The 13,686-nt window shown below is 65.4% G+C and carries 14 protein-coding genes; 8 read left to right on the plus strand and 6 right to left on the minus strand.

Going from position 1 to position 13,686, the window contains the following annotated elements:
* Window positions 1–142 precede the first annotated feature (142 nt).
* Both AC1Q6X_RS26255 and AC1Q6X_RS26260 read left to right on the plus strand, forming a co-directional pair.
* Complete coding sequence (locus AC1Q6X_RS26255; RefSeq protein WP_492498868.1) at window positions 143–598, plus strand: META domain-containing protein; 456 nt, start codon at window positions 143–145, stop codon at window positions 596–598.
* A 55-nt stretch (window positions 599–653) separates the two neighbouring features.
* The gene (locus AC1Q6X_RS26260) at window positions 654–1,364 is read left to right on the plus strand and encodes an HAD-IA family hydrolase (protein ID WP_492498869.1); all 711 of its coding nucleotides are present in this window, start codon (window positions 654–656) and stop codon (window positions 1,362–1,364) included.
* On the opposite strand, the gene AC1Q6X_RS26265 is transcribed toward AC1Q6X_RS26260, so the two are convergent.
* From AC1Q6X_RS26265 to ssuE, 5 genes are read right to left on the minus strand one after another with little or no spacing between them, the layout of a single operon-like run.
* Entirely contained in the window at window positions 1,321–2,151 is an 831-nt protein-coding gene (locus tag AC1Q6X_RS26265) for an ATP-binding cassette domain-containing protein (RefSeq protein ID WP_492498870.1), read from the minus strand. The genes AC1Q6X_RS26260 and AC1Q6X_RS26265 overlap by 44 nt on opposite strands.
* Window positions 2,152–2,168: 17 nt before the next feature.
* Window positions 2,169–2,960, minus strand: a complete 792-nt coding sequence (gene ssuC, locus AC1Q6X_RS26270; protein ID WP_492498871.1) for an aliphatic sulfonate ABC transporter permease SsuC — start codon at window positions 2,958–2,960, stop codon at window positions 2,169–2,171.
* Window position 2,961: 1 nt separating this feature from the next.
* Window positions 2,962–4,122: an FMNH2-dependent alkanesulfonate monooxygenase gene (gene ssuD / locus AC1Q6X_RS26275; RefSeq protein ID WP_492498872.1), complete on the minus strand. Its 1,161-nt coding sequence runs from the start codon at window positions 4,120–4,122 to the stop codon at window positions 2,962–2,964.
* A gap of 12 nt (window positions 4,123–4,134) precedes the next feature.
* A complete protein-coding gene (locus AC1Q6X_RS26280; protein ID WP_492420134.1) occupies window positions 4,135–5,133 on the minus strand; it encodes a sulfonate ABC transporter substrate-binding protein in 999 nt (332 codons plus the stop codon).
* Window positions 5,134–5,157: 24 nt separating this feature from the next.
* On the minus strand, window positions 5,158–5,778 hold the full coding sequence (ssuE, locus tag AC1Q6X_RS26285) for an NADPH-dependent FMN reductase (protein WP_230505357.1): 621 nt from the start codon (window positions 5,776–5,778) through the stop codon (window positions 5,158–5,160).
* Between the two features lie 255 nt (window positions 5,779–6,033).
* On the opposite strand from ssuE, the gene AC1Q6X_RS26290 reads away from it, so the two are divergent.
* The 5 genes from AC1Q6X_RS26290 to AC1Q6X_RS26310 all read left to right on the plus strand — a co-directional run bounded on the left by AC1Q6X_RS26290 (window position 6,034) and on the right by AC1Q6X_RS26310 (window position 11,157).
* Window positions 6,034–7,248: an acyl-CoA dehydrogenase family protein gene (locus tag AC1Q6X_RS26290; RefSeq protein ID WP_492498873.1), complete on the plus strand. Its 1,215-nt coding sequence runs from the start codon at window positions 6,034–6,036 to the stop codon at window positions 7,246–7,248.
* A gap of 108 nt (window positions 7,249–7,356) precedes the next feature.
* A complete protein-coding gene (locus AC1Q6X_RS26295; protein ID WP_492498874.1) occupies window positions 7,357–8,184 on the plus strand; it encodes a MetQ/NlpA family ABC transporter substrate-binding protein in 828 nt (275 codons plus the stop codon).
* A 3-nt stretch (window positions 8,185–8,187) separates the two neighbouring features.
* Window positions 8,188–9,588: an LLM class flavin-dependent oxidoreductase gene (locus tag AC1Q6X_RS26300; RefSeq protein WP_492498875.1), complete on the plus strand. Its 1,401-nt coding sequence runs from the start codon at window positions 8,188–8,190 to the stop codon at window positions 9,586–9,588.
* Window positions 9,589–9,695: 107 nt separating this feature from the next.
* The gene (gene bla / locus AC1Q6X_RS26305; RefSeq protein ID WP_492498876.1) at window positions 9,696–10,604 is read left to right on the plus strand and encodes a subclass B3 metallo-beta-lactamase; all 909 of its coding nucleotides are present in this window, start codon (window positions 9,696–9,698) and stop codon (window positions 10,602–10,604) included.
* Window positions 10,605–10,677: 73 nt separating this feature from the next.
* The gene (locus AC1Q6X_RS26310; protein ID WP_492498877.1) at window positions 10,678–11,157 is read left to right on the plus strand and encodes an META domain-containing protein; all 480 of its coding nucleotides are present in this window, start codon (window positions 10,678–10,680) and stop codon (window positions 11,155–11,157) included.
* Window positions 11,158–11,239: 82 nt separating this feature from the next.
* Here the strand turns inward: AC1Q6X_RS26310 and epsC are convergent, their stop codons facing one another.
* On the minus strand, window positions 11,240–12,178 hold the full coding sequence (epsC, locus tag AC1Q6X_RS26315; RefSeq protein ID WP_230505348.1) for a serine O-acetyltransferase EpsC: 939 nt from the start codon (window positions 12,176–12,178) through the stop codon (window positions 11,240–11,242).
* 189 nt (window positions 12,179–12,367) lie between these two features.
* Between epsC and AC1Q6X_RS26320 the strand changes: the two genes are divergently transcribed.
* The gene (locus AC1Q6X_RS26320) at window positions 12,368–13,543 is read left to right on the plus strand and encodes a multidrug effflux MFS transporter (protein ID WP_492498878.1); all 1,176 of its coding nucleotides are present in this window, start codon (window positions 12,368–12,370) and stop codon (window positions 13,541–13,543) included.
* Window positions 13,544–13,686 lie beyond the last annotated feature (143 nt).

Consider the following 13,686-nt stretch of genomic DNA (forward strand, 5'->3'; position numbering starts at 1 on the left):
CTCCCCGATCAAGGTTAAAACAATGGAAAGCATGAGTGTAATGCCAGGACTGGCAAAATGGAAACAATCGCCGCTGCCGTGCGCTGAACGGCACGGAAAACCTGCTAGTCTGCGGGCATTCCACCCCTCACAGGAGACTTCCATGCTGCATCACCTCAAATACCTGTCCCTCGCCGCCGCCATCGCCATGGCCGGCGGCTGCGCCGCCACCTCCGACAGCGCCAGGCCGGACACGGGCCTGACGCCCACGTACAGCCTGACGAATACCTACTGGAAGCTGACGGAACTCGATGGCGCCCCCGTGACGATGGCGCCCGGGCAGGAGCGCGAAGTGCGCATCACGCTCACCGACGATGGCAAGGTCCATGGTTTTACGGGCTGCAACCAGGTCATGGGCGGCTACACGCTGGCCGGCACGGCCCTGCGCTTCACGCAGCTGGCGGGCACGCGCATGGCCTGCCCGCCGCCGCTGATGCAGCTGGAAAGCGCCGTGCTGGCCAATTTGAACAGCGTGACGGGCTACCGTTTCGATGGCGAGTACCTGATCCTGCTCAAGGATGGCGCGCCCGTGGCCAGGTTTGAATCGGTCTACCTGTGAAATAAAAACCGGCTGCCGTTACAATGGCTTCCAGCCCATCAATTGGAAGGAAGCCATGTCCGCACTGCCCTCGCCGTCGTCATCCCCAACACCATCGGCCGCCGGCCGCTACCGGGCTTTTCTTTTTGACATGGACGGCACCGTCATCAATTCCATCGCCGCCGCCGAACGCATCTGGGGTACCTGGGCACAGCGCCAGGGCCTCGACGTGGCTGCCTTTCTGCCCACCATCCATGGCGCGCGCTCGGTCGACACCATCGCCAAACTGCGCTTGCCCGGCGTCGATGCGCAGCGCGAGTCGCAGGGCATCACGGAGGCGGAAATCATCGATGTGGAAGGGATTATTGAAATCGCGGGCGCGCTGCGTTTTTTGACGTCGCTGCCGCCCGCGCAATGGGCCATCGTCACCTCGGCGCCGCGCGCGCTGGCCACGGCGCGCCTGAAGGCGGCCGGCATGCCCATTCCCGCGATCATGGTGACGGCGGAAGACGTCAAGGCCGGTAAACCAAAACCCGATTGCTACCTGCTGGCGGCGCAAAAACTGGGCGTGGCGCCAGTGGATTGCCTGGTCTTCGAGGATGCCTCGGTCGGCATCGAGGCGGGAGAAGCGGCCGGCGCGAAGGTCATCGTCGTCACTGCCACGCATGCGCACCCGCTGGCCACGCGCCATCCGGCCATCGCCAGCTATGAAGGCATCGTGGCGACCGTCGATGGCGATGGCTTTATTGTCCTGGCCGAGACGGCTGCAGCACCCGCGACAAGATAGCCTGCTCGAGCGCGGCGAAATCCGCATGGCCGCGCTGACGGGGGCGCGACAAGTCCACCCGCACATCCAGGGTGATCTGGCCATCCTCGATCAAGAGCACGCGGTCGGCCAGCGCCACCGCTTCGGCCACGTCGTGCGTCACCAGCACGGCCGTAAAGCCCCGCGCCAGCCACAGCGACTCGATCAGCTGCTGCATCTCGATGCGCGTCAAGGCGTCGAGCGCGCCCAATGGTTCGTCGAGCAGCAGCAGTTGCGGCTCGTGCACGAGGGCGCGCGCCAGCGCCACGCGCTGCTTCTGCCCGCCCGACAGGGCCGACGGCCAGTCGTCCGCCCGCTCGGCCAGGCCCACCGTCCACAGCGAGGCGGCCGCCGCGCCGACGGAACGGGGCAAGCCCAGGGCCACGTTGTCGAGCACCGTCTTCCATGGCAGCAGCCGCGATTCCTGGAACATGATGCGGATGTCGGGCGCCCCGACACCGCTGCCGATGGCGACGCTGCCTTCATCGATGCTTTCCAGCCCCGCGATCGCACGCAGCAAGGTGCTCTTGCCGCAGCCGCTGCGTCCCACGATGGCGACAAATTCGCCCGCCTCGAGCTGCAGGTCGACGTTTTTCAGCACGGGGCGGCTGGTGTAGGATTTGCTCAGGTTTGCCAGTTCCAGGGGGACGCCACGCCGTTGCAAAGGGGTGGATGGCGCCGTCTTCGCCTGCGGCGGCGCGCTGGCCGGGTCGTACTGCACGAAGTGCGACAAAAAATCCGTTTCGATCTGGATGGGGGCAAGCAGCATGGTGTCCTCTTCAATCATTAGCGGTAAGCGGGATTCCAGCGCAGGCAGTGGCGCTCCAGCCGGCGCGAGAACATATCGGCCAGCTTGCCCAGCAAGGCGTACAGCAAAATCCCCACCAGCACCACGTCCGTTTGCAAGAATTCGCGCGCATTCATGGTCATGTAGCCGATGCCGGCCTGCGCCGAGATGGTTTCGGCGACGATCAGCAGCACCCACACGAGCCCCAGCGAAAAGCGCACGCCGACCAGGATGGAGGGCATGGCGGCCGGCAGGATGACGTCGCGGTACAAGGGCCAGCCGGACAAGCCATAGCTTTTCGCCATTTCGATCAAGCCCTGGTCGGCCGAGCGGATGCCGTGGAAGGTGTTCAGGTAGACGGGAAAGAAGACGCCGACGGCCAGCAGGAAGAGTTTCGCCGTCTCGTCGATGCCGAACCACAGGATCACCAGCGGAATCAGGGCCAGTGCGGGGATGTTGCGCACCATTTGCAACGTCGTGTCGAGCAGGGTTTCCGCGTGGCGGAAGCTGCCCGTCAATAAGCCCAGCAGCAAGCCCAGTCCCGCGCCGATGACAAAACCCACCGTCGCGCGCCACAAGCTCGTCTTCAGGTGCAGCCACAATTCGCCCGACACGGCCAGATGCCAGAAAGCCTTCGCCACGGCCCACGGCTCGGGCAGGATGCGGCTCGACAGCCAGCCCCACTGCGCCGCCAGCTGCCAGGCCAGCAGCAGCGCCACGGGCAAGGCCCATGGCGCCAAGGCATTGCGCCATGGCGTGCCGGGCAACCTCTTGACGGCGGCCGTCTCCATCTCAGGCCGCCTTTTTCTGCGGCGCGGCCGGTACGATATTGCTGGCCATGACTTCGCCGAAGGGGCCGCTCAAGGATTGCTCGCCCACGGCCTTGCCCTTGCCCAGCAGCGGGAACACCAGTTCGGCGAAACGGTACGACTCTTCCAGGTGCGGGTAGCCCGAGAAAATGAAGGTGTCGATACCCAGGTCCGCGTATTCCTGCATGCGCGCCACCACGGTCGGACCGTCACCGACCAGGGCCGTGCCCGCGCCGCCACGCACCAGGCCCACGCCGGCCCACAGGTTGGGCGACACTTCGAGCTTGTCGCGCCGCCCGCCATGCAGGGCCGCCATCCGTTGCTGGCCCACGGAATCCATCTTGCCGAACGCCGCCTGCGCCTTGGCGATGATGTCGTCGTCCAGGTGGCTGATCAATTCATCAGCCGCGCGCCAGGCCGCCTCGTTCGTCTCGCGCACGATCACGTGCAATCGGATGCCAAACCGTACCGTGCGGCCTTTTTTTGCGGCGCGCGCGCGGATGTCGGCGATTTTCTCGGCGACTGCGGCGGGCGGCTCGCCCCACGTCAGGTACACGTCCATCTGCTCGGCCGCCAGTTCGTGCGCCGGCTCCGACGAGCCGCCGAAATACAGGGGCGGATACGGTTTCTGCACGGGCGGATACAGGGTTTTCGCGCCCTTCACCTGGATATGCTTGCCCTCGAAGTCGTAGCCGGCCGCGCCGCCCTCGCCCGCCAGGGTGGCGCGCCACACCTTGATGAATTCATCGGAGATTTCATAGCGCCTGGCGTGGTCGGCAAACAGGCCGTCCGCTTCCAGTTCGCCCTGGTCGCCGCCCGTGACGACATTGATCAGCAGGCGCCCGTTCGACAGGCGGTCGAAGGTGGACGCCATGCGCACGGCCAGGCCGGGCGTGGACAGGCCGGGGCGCACGGCCACGAGGAACTTGAGCTTTTGCGTCACGCTGATCAGCGACGATGCCACCACCCACGCGTCTTCGCAGGAGCGGCCCGTGGGCAGCAGCACGCCGTCGTAGCCCAGCGTGTCGGCGGCCACGGCCACCTGGCGCAAGTAATCGGCATCGACGGGGCGCGCGCCCTGCGACGTACCCAGGTAGCGGCTGTCGCCGTGGGTCGGGATAAACCAGAAGACATTCAATGACATGATATTTGTTCCTTATTTTGCGCTGGTGGCCAGCTGGCGCGCCGGCAGCAGCGCATCCTTGACAAGGATGGGTTTCGGGATCAGCTTCAGGCTGGAAAAGGCGTCGGCCACCCTTTGCTGCGAGGCGATGACGTCGGGCGACACGGGTTTGACGCCATACGCATAGCGCGAGGCGGCCAGCGCCACCACATCCTTGCCCAGCCCCGTCTGCGCCGACAGGATCGTCGCCACCTCGTCCGGATTGTTGCGGCCCCAGTCATCGACCTTGGCCACTTCGTCGAGCACGATACGCAGGATCTCGGGATTTTTTTCCGCATACGTGCGCGAGGCGAGATAAAACTGGTAATTCGCCACCAGGCCCTTGCCATCGGCCAGCACGCGGGCGCCCAGCTGCTTTTCGGCGGCGGCCAGGAACGGGTCCCAGATGGCCCAGGCGTCCACGCTGCCCCGCTCGAAAGCGGCGCGCGCATCGGCCGGCGGCAGGAACACGGGCTGGATGTCGGCGTACGCGACGCCTGCCTTTTCCAATGCCTTCAACAGCAGGTAATGCACGTTCGAGCCCTTGTTCAGGGCGATTTTCTTGCCCTTCAAGTCGGCCAGGGTGCGCAAGCCCGAACCCTTGGGCACGACGATGGCTTCGCTGGCGGGCGACGCCGGCTCATTGCCGACATACACCAGGTTGGCGCCGGCCGCCTGGGCAAAGATCGGCGGCGCCTCGCCCACGGTACCGAAATCGATGCTCCCCACGTTCAAGCCTTCGAGCAGCACGGGGCCGGCCGGGAACTCCGTCCATTTCACGCCCACGCCCTGCTCGGCCAGGCGTTTTTCCAGGGTGCCGCGCCCCTTCAACAAGGTCAGGGTGCCGTATTTCTGATAACCGATGCGGACCTCCCCCTTGGCCTGCGCCTGCGCCGTGGCCGGCATGCCGGCCGCCATCACGCCGGCAGCGGCGGCAAACAGCAAGCCCAGAGTGGTACGGCGCGAGAGGCGTTGTGCGTGGCGGTGTGTCATGGCGGTTCCTTGGTCGGTGAATAATCAGGCGGCTTGATACTGGGGGGCGTAAGGCTGGTCTTGCAGCGAACGCACGGGTAACGAGATATCGACTGGCGCGGGCGGACGCCGCCCCTGCAGCACGAACAGGCCGGTGGACAGCTCCTCGATACCGGCCTGCACGCGCGCGGCGATCGGCGCGTCCAGGCTCAAGCCCCCCTCTTCGTGCCACGCCAGCTGCTGCGCATTCGCATAGATGCTGGTGAAGACCTGCTTGGCGCCCAGCGCATGCAGCACGGGACGCAGCGCATAGTCGAGCGCCAGGGTGTGGGCGTGGCCGCCGCCCGTGGCCAGCGGCAGCACCAGCTTGCCGGCCAGGCCATCTTGCGGCAGCAGGTCGAGGAAGGCTTTCAGCAAGCCTGTATAGGACGCCTTGTAGATGGGCGTGGCGATCACGATGGCGTCGGCATCGGCCACGGCGCGCACGGCGCGGGCGATCGCCGCGTCGTCGTAGTCGGCCAGCAGCAGGGCGCGCGCCGGCAGGTCGCGCACGTGCAGCTTGGCGTAGCTGTGGCCCTGCAGCGCCAGCTGTTCGCCGATATGCAGCAGCAAACGGCTGGAACTCGATGGGAGTTGCGGGCTGCCGCCCAATAACAAGATGCTCATGTGATGCCCGTCCCTGTACGTGATGGTTTGATTTGGCTACTTGGATGCTTGCAGCCTATCGCCATCAGCGGCCCGATAAAACGAATGCTTTCGCGCTTCGATATGCGTTTTTTGTCTATCCGGGCCTGACGCCCCGCAAGCGAAGACGCTCCTCCCCGCATGGCTTTTTTCGCATATCCATGTGCGGTTTTCTTCGTGTACGGCGCGCCCCCGGCGGTGCAATATCGGCCTCATCGTCTTTCTGGAATGTCACCCATGTCTAGCGTTTTTCTCCATGCCGCCCGTCCCCAGCCGCCTGTGCCGGAACCCCTGCAGGACGCCATCAGCATCGCCACGTTGCTGGCCGCGCGCCTGGCCGAAACGGCCAATGCCCGCGACCAGGCCGGCGGCCATGCGGCGCAGGAACGCGAATGGCTGCGCGAGTCAGGCTTGCTGACCCTGTCGATTCCCGTGGAATTCGGCGGCCAGGGCGCGTCGTGGCCCCTCGTGTACCAGGTGATCCGCATCCTGGCGCGGGCCGACAGCGCGCTGGCGCATGTCTTCGGCTTCCACCATCTGCAACTGGCGGGCCTGCAGCTGTACGGCAGCGCGCAGCAGCAGCGCCGCCTGCTCACCCTGACCGTCGACGAGCGCCTGTTCTGGGGTAATGCCTTGAATCCCCTCGACAAGCGGGTCGCGGCCAGCGACAGCGGTGACGGCTACGTCCTCGATGGCATCAAGAGCTTTTCTTCCGGTTCCGTCGGCTCCGACTGGCTGACCGTCTCCGCCTGGCACGCGCCCACGCAGACGGCGCTGATCGCCGCCCTGCCCACGCGCCAGGATGGCGTGACCGTGCAGGCGGACTGGGACGCCTTCGGCCAGCGCCAGACGGACAGCGGCAATGTGCATTTCCAGGCCGTCGCCCTGCCGCGCGAGCTGGTGCTGCAGGCGCCCGCGCAGGCCGCCACGCCGCAAGCCACCGTGCGCTCGCAGATCGCGCAGCTGATCATGGCGAATCTCTACCTGGGCATCGCCGAAGGCGCGTTCGAGGCGGCGCGCCGCTACACGGGCGAGCAGGCGAAAGCCTGGTTTGCCTCGGGCGTGGCGCAAGCGACGGATGACCCTTTGATACAGCACCGCTACGGCCAGCTGTGGCTCTTGCTGCGCCCCGCGCAAGTGCTGGCCGACGCGGCGGCGCAGGAACTGGAAAAGGTCTTCCGCAAGGGCGCGCTGGTCACGGCGCGCGAACGGGGCTTGCTGGCCGTGGCCGTGGCCGAGGCGAAGTGCCTGTCGCACAAGGCGGGACTGGAGATCAGCAGCCAGATGTTCGAACTGACGGGCGCCCGCTCCACCTCGGCCCAATACGGCTTCGACCGCTACTGGCGCAACGTGCGCGTGCATACCCTGCACGACCCCATCGACTACAAGCTGCGCGACCTGGGACGCTTTGCCTTGACCGGCACGGTACCTGAGCCAACCGCGTACTCGTAAAACCACGGCCTGGGCGAATCGATACATTTGCGCCGCAGGCAATTTAACGGACTTCCGGGGTCAGACCCGGCGGGTCTGACCCCAGTTCTTCACTAAGCAGGAGTTAACATGACCATCGCCCGCCGCAGCATCGTCCTCACCGCCCTGACCCTGGCCTTGACGGCCAGCTTCGCCCACGCCAAGGACCCGAAAGACATCACCATCGGCACCAGCGCCGGGCCGTACGCGGACCAGATCAAGCTGGGCATCAAGCCTATCCTGGAAAAGCAGGGCTACAAGGTCAAGCTGGTCGAGTTCAACGATTACATCCAGCCAAACTTCGCGCTGGCGGAAGGTTCACTCGACGCCAACGTGTTCCAGCACATCGTCTACCTGAAAAAATTCGCGCTCGAGCACAAGCTGGCCCTGACGGACCTGATCACGATCCCCACGGCGCCGATCGCCATCTACAGCAAGAAGCACAAGACGCTGGACGACGTGAAGGAAGGCACGACCGTGGGCTTGCCGAACGATCCGACCAACCAGGCGCGCGCGCTGGTGCTGCTCGACCAGCTGGGATGGATCAAGCTGCGCGCCAGCTTCGACCCCGTGCGCGCGTCGGAAAAGGATATCGCCGTCAACACGAAGAAAATCAGGCTGCTGCCGCTGGAAGCGGCGCAGCTGCCACGCTCGCTGGGCGACACCGATTACTCTTTCATCAACGGCAATTACGCGCTGGCGTCGGGGCTGAAACTGACGGACGCGCTGGTGGCCGAGAAGATCTCGCCCAACTACATCAACCTGGTGGCCATCCGCACGGCCGACAAGGACAAGCAGTTCGCGAAAGACCTGGCGGCCGCCTACCGCTCGCGCGAATTCCTCGACATCACGAATAAACACTTTGCCGGCTACTCGAAACCCGACTACCAGCAAGCCTTGCAGACGGCGGCCAAATAAGCCATGGCCAAGACGATACGCTTCAACGCCTTCCAGATGAATACCGTCGGCCACCAGTCGCCGGGACTGTGGACGCATGCACGCGACCGCAGCCACCGCTATACCGATCCTGCACACTGGACGGAACTGGCGCGGCTGCTGGAAGCGGGCCTGTTCGACGCGGTGTTTCTCGCCGACGTGCTGGGCGTGTATGACGTGTACCGGGGCAGCCTCGATGCGGCCCTGGAACACGGCGTGCAGGTGCCGCTGAACGACCCGCTGGCCCTCGTGCCCATCATGGCGCAGGCCACCACGCACCTGGGTTTCGGCGTCACCTGCGCCCTCACCTATGAACATCCGTACACGTTCGCGCGGCGCATTTCCACCCTCGACCACCTGACCGGCGGCCGCATCGGCTGGAATATCGTCACCGGCTACCTCGACAGCGCGGCGCGCAACCTGGGCTTGCAACAGCAACTGGGTCACGACGAGCGCTACGACCTGGCCGACGAGTACCTCGACGTCGTCTACAAGCTGTGGGAAAAGAGCTGGGACGACGACGCCGTCGTCAACGACAAGGCGCGCGGCATCTACGCCGATCCGGCCAAGGTCCATCCGATCAACCATGCCGGGCGCCACTACCAGGTGCCCGGCATCCATTTGTGCGAGCCGTCGCCGCAGCGCACGCCGCTGCTGTACCAGGCGGGCACCTCGCCGCGCGGCACGCGCTTCGCGGCGCGCCATGCGGAAGCGACGTTTGTCAGCGGTCCCAGCAAGACGGTCGTCAAGCGCTACGCCGACGACTTGCGCGCCGCCGTGCGGCAAAGCGGGCGCGATGGCGAAGCGCTGCTGATCTACGCCCAGGCGCTGGTCATCACGGGCGCCACGGAGGCAGAAGCACGCGCCAAACACGCCGACTACTTGCGCCACATCAACATCGAGGCGGCGCTGGTGCTGCTGTCGGGCTGGACGGGCGTCGATTTCAGCCGCTATCCGCTCGACGCCACCATCGACTACATCGATTCCCCGGCCGGACGCTCGGCGCTGGCCTCGTTCAGCCAGGCCGACCCGGACCGCACGTGGACGGTGCGCGAGGCCGCCGAATACATCGGCCTGGGCGGGCGCGGCCCCGTGCTCGTGGGCGACGCGCGCCAGGTGGCCGACCAGCTGGAAAGCTGGCTGGACGAGACGGGCATCGACGGCTTCAATCTCGCCTTCGCCGTGGCGCACGACAGCATGGCCGACGTGGTGACCCACATCGTGCCGGAACTGCAGCGGCGCGGCCGCTACCGCACCCGCTACGAGGAAGGCAGCTTGCGCCACAAGGTCTTCGGCCAGGGCCCGCGCCTGCCCGCCAGTCACGCGGGCCGCCAGGTCAGCATCGCGCCTTTGGCCCCGCCCGGCGCCACGCTCGCCGCCGCCTGAGCGTACGCCATCCGGACGACAGCCTGTCCGGCATCGCTGCCAGCGTTTGCGTCGCGCCCCGTTCCGTGTCAGCATATGTCACACTGGCAACACGGATAAGGATCACAATGCCCCCCACACCACCACGCGCGCTGGTTCTGGCCCTGCTGCTGGCCAGCTCCGCCGCCCAGGCGCAAACACCTGCCCCAGCCACGCCGCCGACGCCGGACTGCGAGGTCTGTGCCACCTGGAATGCCGACCAGACGCCATTCCGCATCTTCGGCAATACCTATTATGTGGGCGTGAAAGGCCTCAGTTCCGTGCTCATCACGTCGCCGCAGGGCCATGTGCTGATCGACGGCGGCTTGCCGGAATCGGCGCCGAAGATCATCGCCAATATCGCCACGCTGGGTTTTCGCATCGAGGACGTCAAGCTGATCCTCAATTCGCACGGCCATATCGACCACGCGGGCGGCCTGGCCGAGCTGCAGCGGCGCAGCAATGCGCTGGTGGCCGCCAGCCCGTCGGCCGCGCTGGACCTGGCGTCGGGCGAAGTGGGACCGGACGACCCGCAATACCACGCGCTGCCCAAGTACCCGCCCGTCAAGGACATGCGTCTGGCGCGCGACGGCGGCCAGTTCAATGTCGGCCCCATTCAACTGACAGCGCACGCCACGCCGGGCCACACGCCCGGAGGCCTGAGCTGGACGTGGCAATCGTGCGACGGCCCCCGCTGCCTGAACATGGTCTACGCGGACAGCCTCAACACCGTCTCGCGCCCCGGCTTCAAGTTCAGCGCCAGCAGCGAGTATCCGAACGCGGTGGCGGACCTGCACCACAGCTTCGAGACCCTGGAAAAGCTGCCTTGCGACGTGCTGATCTCGGCCCACCCGGAAGCGTCGCAGCTATGGGAACGCCTGGAAGCGAGCGCCACGGCCGGCAGCGAGGCCTTCGTCGACCCGCAGGCCTGCCGCGCCTACGTGGCGGCGGCGCGCACCCTGCTCGAGGCGCGGCTGGAGCAGGAAAAGCAGCCGTGAACTTGTCAACCGTGCACGCCGGCGCGGCGCGTATCTGCTAATCTGGCGCCATTCATTTGAAGAAGGAAATGCCATGTTCAAGATCGCCAGACTGATTCCCCTCGCCGCCATCGTCGCCATCACGGCCGGCTGCGCGCAAACGCCCGTGCGCAGCGACGCCGCCGCCGCAGCCCCCGGCGCCACCTCGCCCGCCAAGCCGGCGCCGAAGCTGGCGGGCACGCAGTGGAAGCTGAAGGAATTGAAGGGCAAGAAAATCGTGCGCAAGGCGCCCGAGCAGCGCGACGTGACCCTGCTGCTGGCCGAAGGCCGCGCCAGCGGCAACAGCGGCTGCAACCAGATGATGGGCGGCTATACCAGCGACGGCATCAGCACCCTGGCCTTCTCGCAGCTGGCCGGCACCATGATGATGTGCCAGCCGCAGGACATGGACCTCGAGCGCGAACTCCTGACCACCCTGGGCGAAGTCAATGGCTACCGCTACGCGGACCAGGAATTGCTGCTGCTGAAGGATGGCGTGCCCGTGGCCCGCTATGAAGCGCTGACGGTGAAGTAAACCCAACCGCAAATACCGGGGTCGTACCCTGAGGGTACGACCCCAGTTTCTGCGCTGGGGTTCGTTTTTCCTTTCATTCTTTTCAATCGTTGCGCATCTGCGCCTGCGATACGTTACTCTCAGGCGGCACGCTCTGCGTCAGCCACACATTCCCCCCGATAGTCGATCCCGCGCCGATGGTGATGCGCCCCAGCACGGTCGCGCCCGCGTAAATCACCACGTCATCCTCGACGATGGGGTGGCGCGGCGTGCCCTTGATCAGCGCGCCGGAAGCATCGGCGGGAAAGCGCTTGGCACCCAGGGTGACGGCCTGGTACAGTCGCACGCGCTGGCCGATGATGGCCGTCTCGCCGATCACCACGCCCGTGCCATGGTCGATGAAGAACGATGCGCCGATGTGCGCGCCCGGGTGGATGTCGATGCCCGTCAGGGTGTGCGCGATGTCGGCGATCAGGCGCGCCAGGAACGGCGCACCGAGCGCGTGCAGCTGGTGGGCCAGGCGGTGGTACAAGATGGCGATGGTGCCCGGATAGCACAGCATGATCTCGGCCACCGAGGTGGCGGCCGGGTCGCCCGCATAGGCCGCCTGCACGTCCGACACCAGCAGGGCGCGGATGTCGGGCAGGCTGGCGGCGAAGGCGCGCGTGATGTCGCGCGCCTGCTGCGCCAGCGCCGCGTCGTCGCTGGCGCCGTTCTGTTCATCGCCAGCTGGTATGGAAAATAGCAAGCCGCGCCGCACCTGCTCGCTGAGTCGGTTCAGAGTCGTGTTCAGCGTGTCGCCGACAAAATAGTCGATGCTTTCATCGGTCAGATTCGGACGCCCGTAATGCGTGGGGAACAGGGCCGCCGACAGGCCGTTGACGATGGTGGTGAGCGCTTCGCGCGACGGCAGTTCACGCACCCTGCCGTTATGGCGGATCTTGTGCTTGTCTTCGCGCGAGCTGCGCAAGGCCTGGATCACGGGTCCCAGATTCCACTGGGCCGTGTCGTCGGCGGGCGCCGCCGGATAAATACTGTGCATGGCGTATCACTTCCAAAAAACGGCAAACAAGCCGGGTCGCCCCAGCTTAGCGGTGACGGCAAGCGGTGCAAACGAAGAATTTCAAGGTTCCATATACGAAAAACGCATATGGATGGCAGACCGCCGCGGCGCCGGACCCGATTCCCGCCGCTAGCGTAAAATGACGGACTAACAAAAACACTCTTCCACATGACTAAATTATTAACCTGGATTTTGGCGGGCCTGGCGATGGTCGGACCGCTTGCAATTGACACCTATCTGCCGTCTTTCCCCGCCATCACGCAAGATTTCAATGCCAGCCCCCTGCTGGTGCAGCAGACCCTGAGCTTTTTCCTGTTCACGTTCGCCTTCATGATGCTGTTTTACGGCACCCTGTCCGATTCCTTCGGCCGCCGTCCCGTGATCCTCGTTTCGCTGGTGCTGTATGTGATCGCCTCCGTGGGCGCCGCGCTGGCGCCGTCGCTGGGCTGGCTGCTGGCCTGGCGCGTGCTGCAGGGCCTCTCGGCGGGCGCCGGTTCCGTGATCGGCCGCGCCATCGTGCAAGACCGCTATTCCGGCGCCGCCGCGCAGAAAATCCTCTCGCACATCATGATGGTGTTCGCACTGGCGCCGGCCATCGCGCCCGTGCTGGGCGGCTGGCTGCAGGTCAGCCTGGGCTGGCGCTGGATTTTCTGGTTCCTCACTGCTTTCGGCGTGCTGATGTTCGTCGTCGTCTGGCGCGCGCTGCCGGAAAGCCTGCCGAAGGAGCAGCGCCACGCCTTCCACCTGGGCGGCATCGCCGTCAATTACTGGAAAGTGCTGTGCCACCGTCAGTTCCTGCTGCTGTCGACGGCCATCGGCGCCGCCTTTGGCGGCTTCGCCCTGTACATCGGCTCGGCCGCCTACTTCATCATCAACATCCTGCATTTGCCGGAAACGGCCTTCGCCTGGCTGTTCATTCCCCTGATCAGCGGCATGGTGTTCGGTTCGGCCCTGTCGGCGAAAATCGCCCACCGCTACAGCCAGGGCCAGATGATCTGGGCCGGCTTCATCTTGATGCTGATCGCCGCGCTGGCCAACATCGGCTACAACTATGTGTTTGCCGCCGAAGTGCCATGGGCCGTGCTGCCGCTGTTCTTCTACTCGTTCGCCCTATCGATCGCCATGCCGCCGATGACCCTGATGGCCCTGAACCACTTCCCCAACAACAGCGGCCTGGCGTCGTCGATGCAGTCGTTCATCCAGATGCTGCTGTTCGCGCTGGTCTCGGGACTGGTGGCGCCGCTGCTGTTTGACAGCGCCCTGAACCTGGCGTATGGCGTGATGGCAGGGCTGCTGGTGAGTTTGGTTTGCTGGGTGTTTGCGCAGGGCAAAGCCGAAACGTAGGTCGGATTAGCGCAAAGCGCGTAATCCGACAACATTGTTGGCGGGTGACGTCGGATTACGCGCAAGCGCTAATCCGACCTTGTATTATTCCCCTCATGCCGTTCGTGGTATTGCGAACGGTATCGACCGCTGTCAAAATCTTG

The organism is Janthinobacterium sp. GW823-FHT06H09, assembly GCF_058794735.1.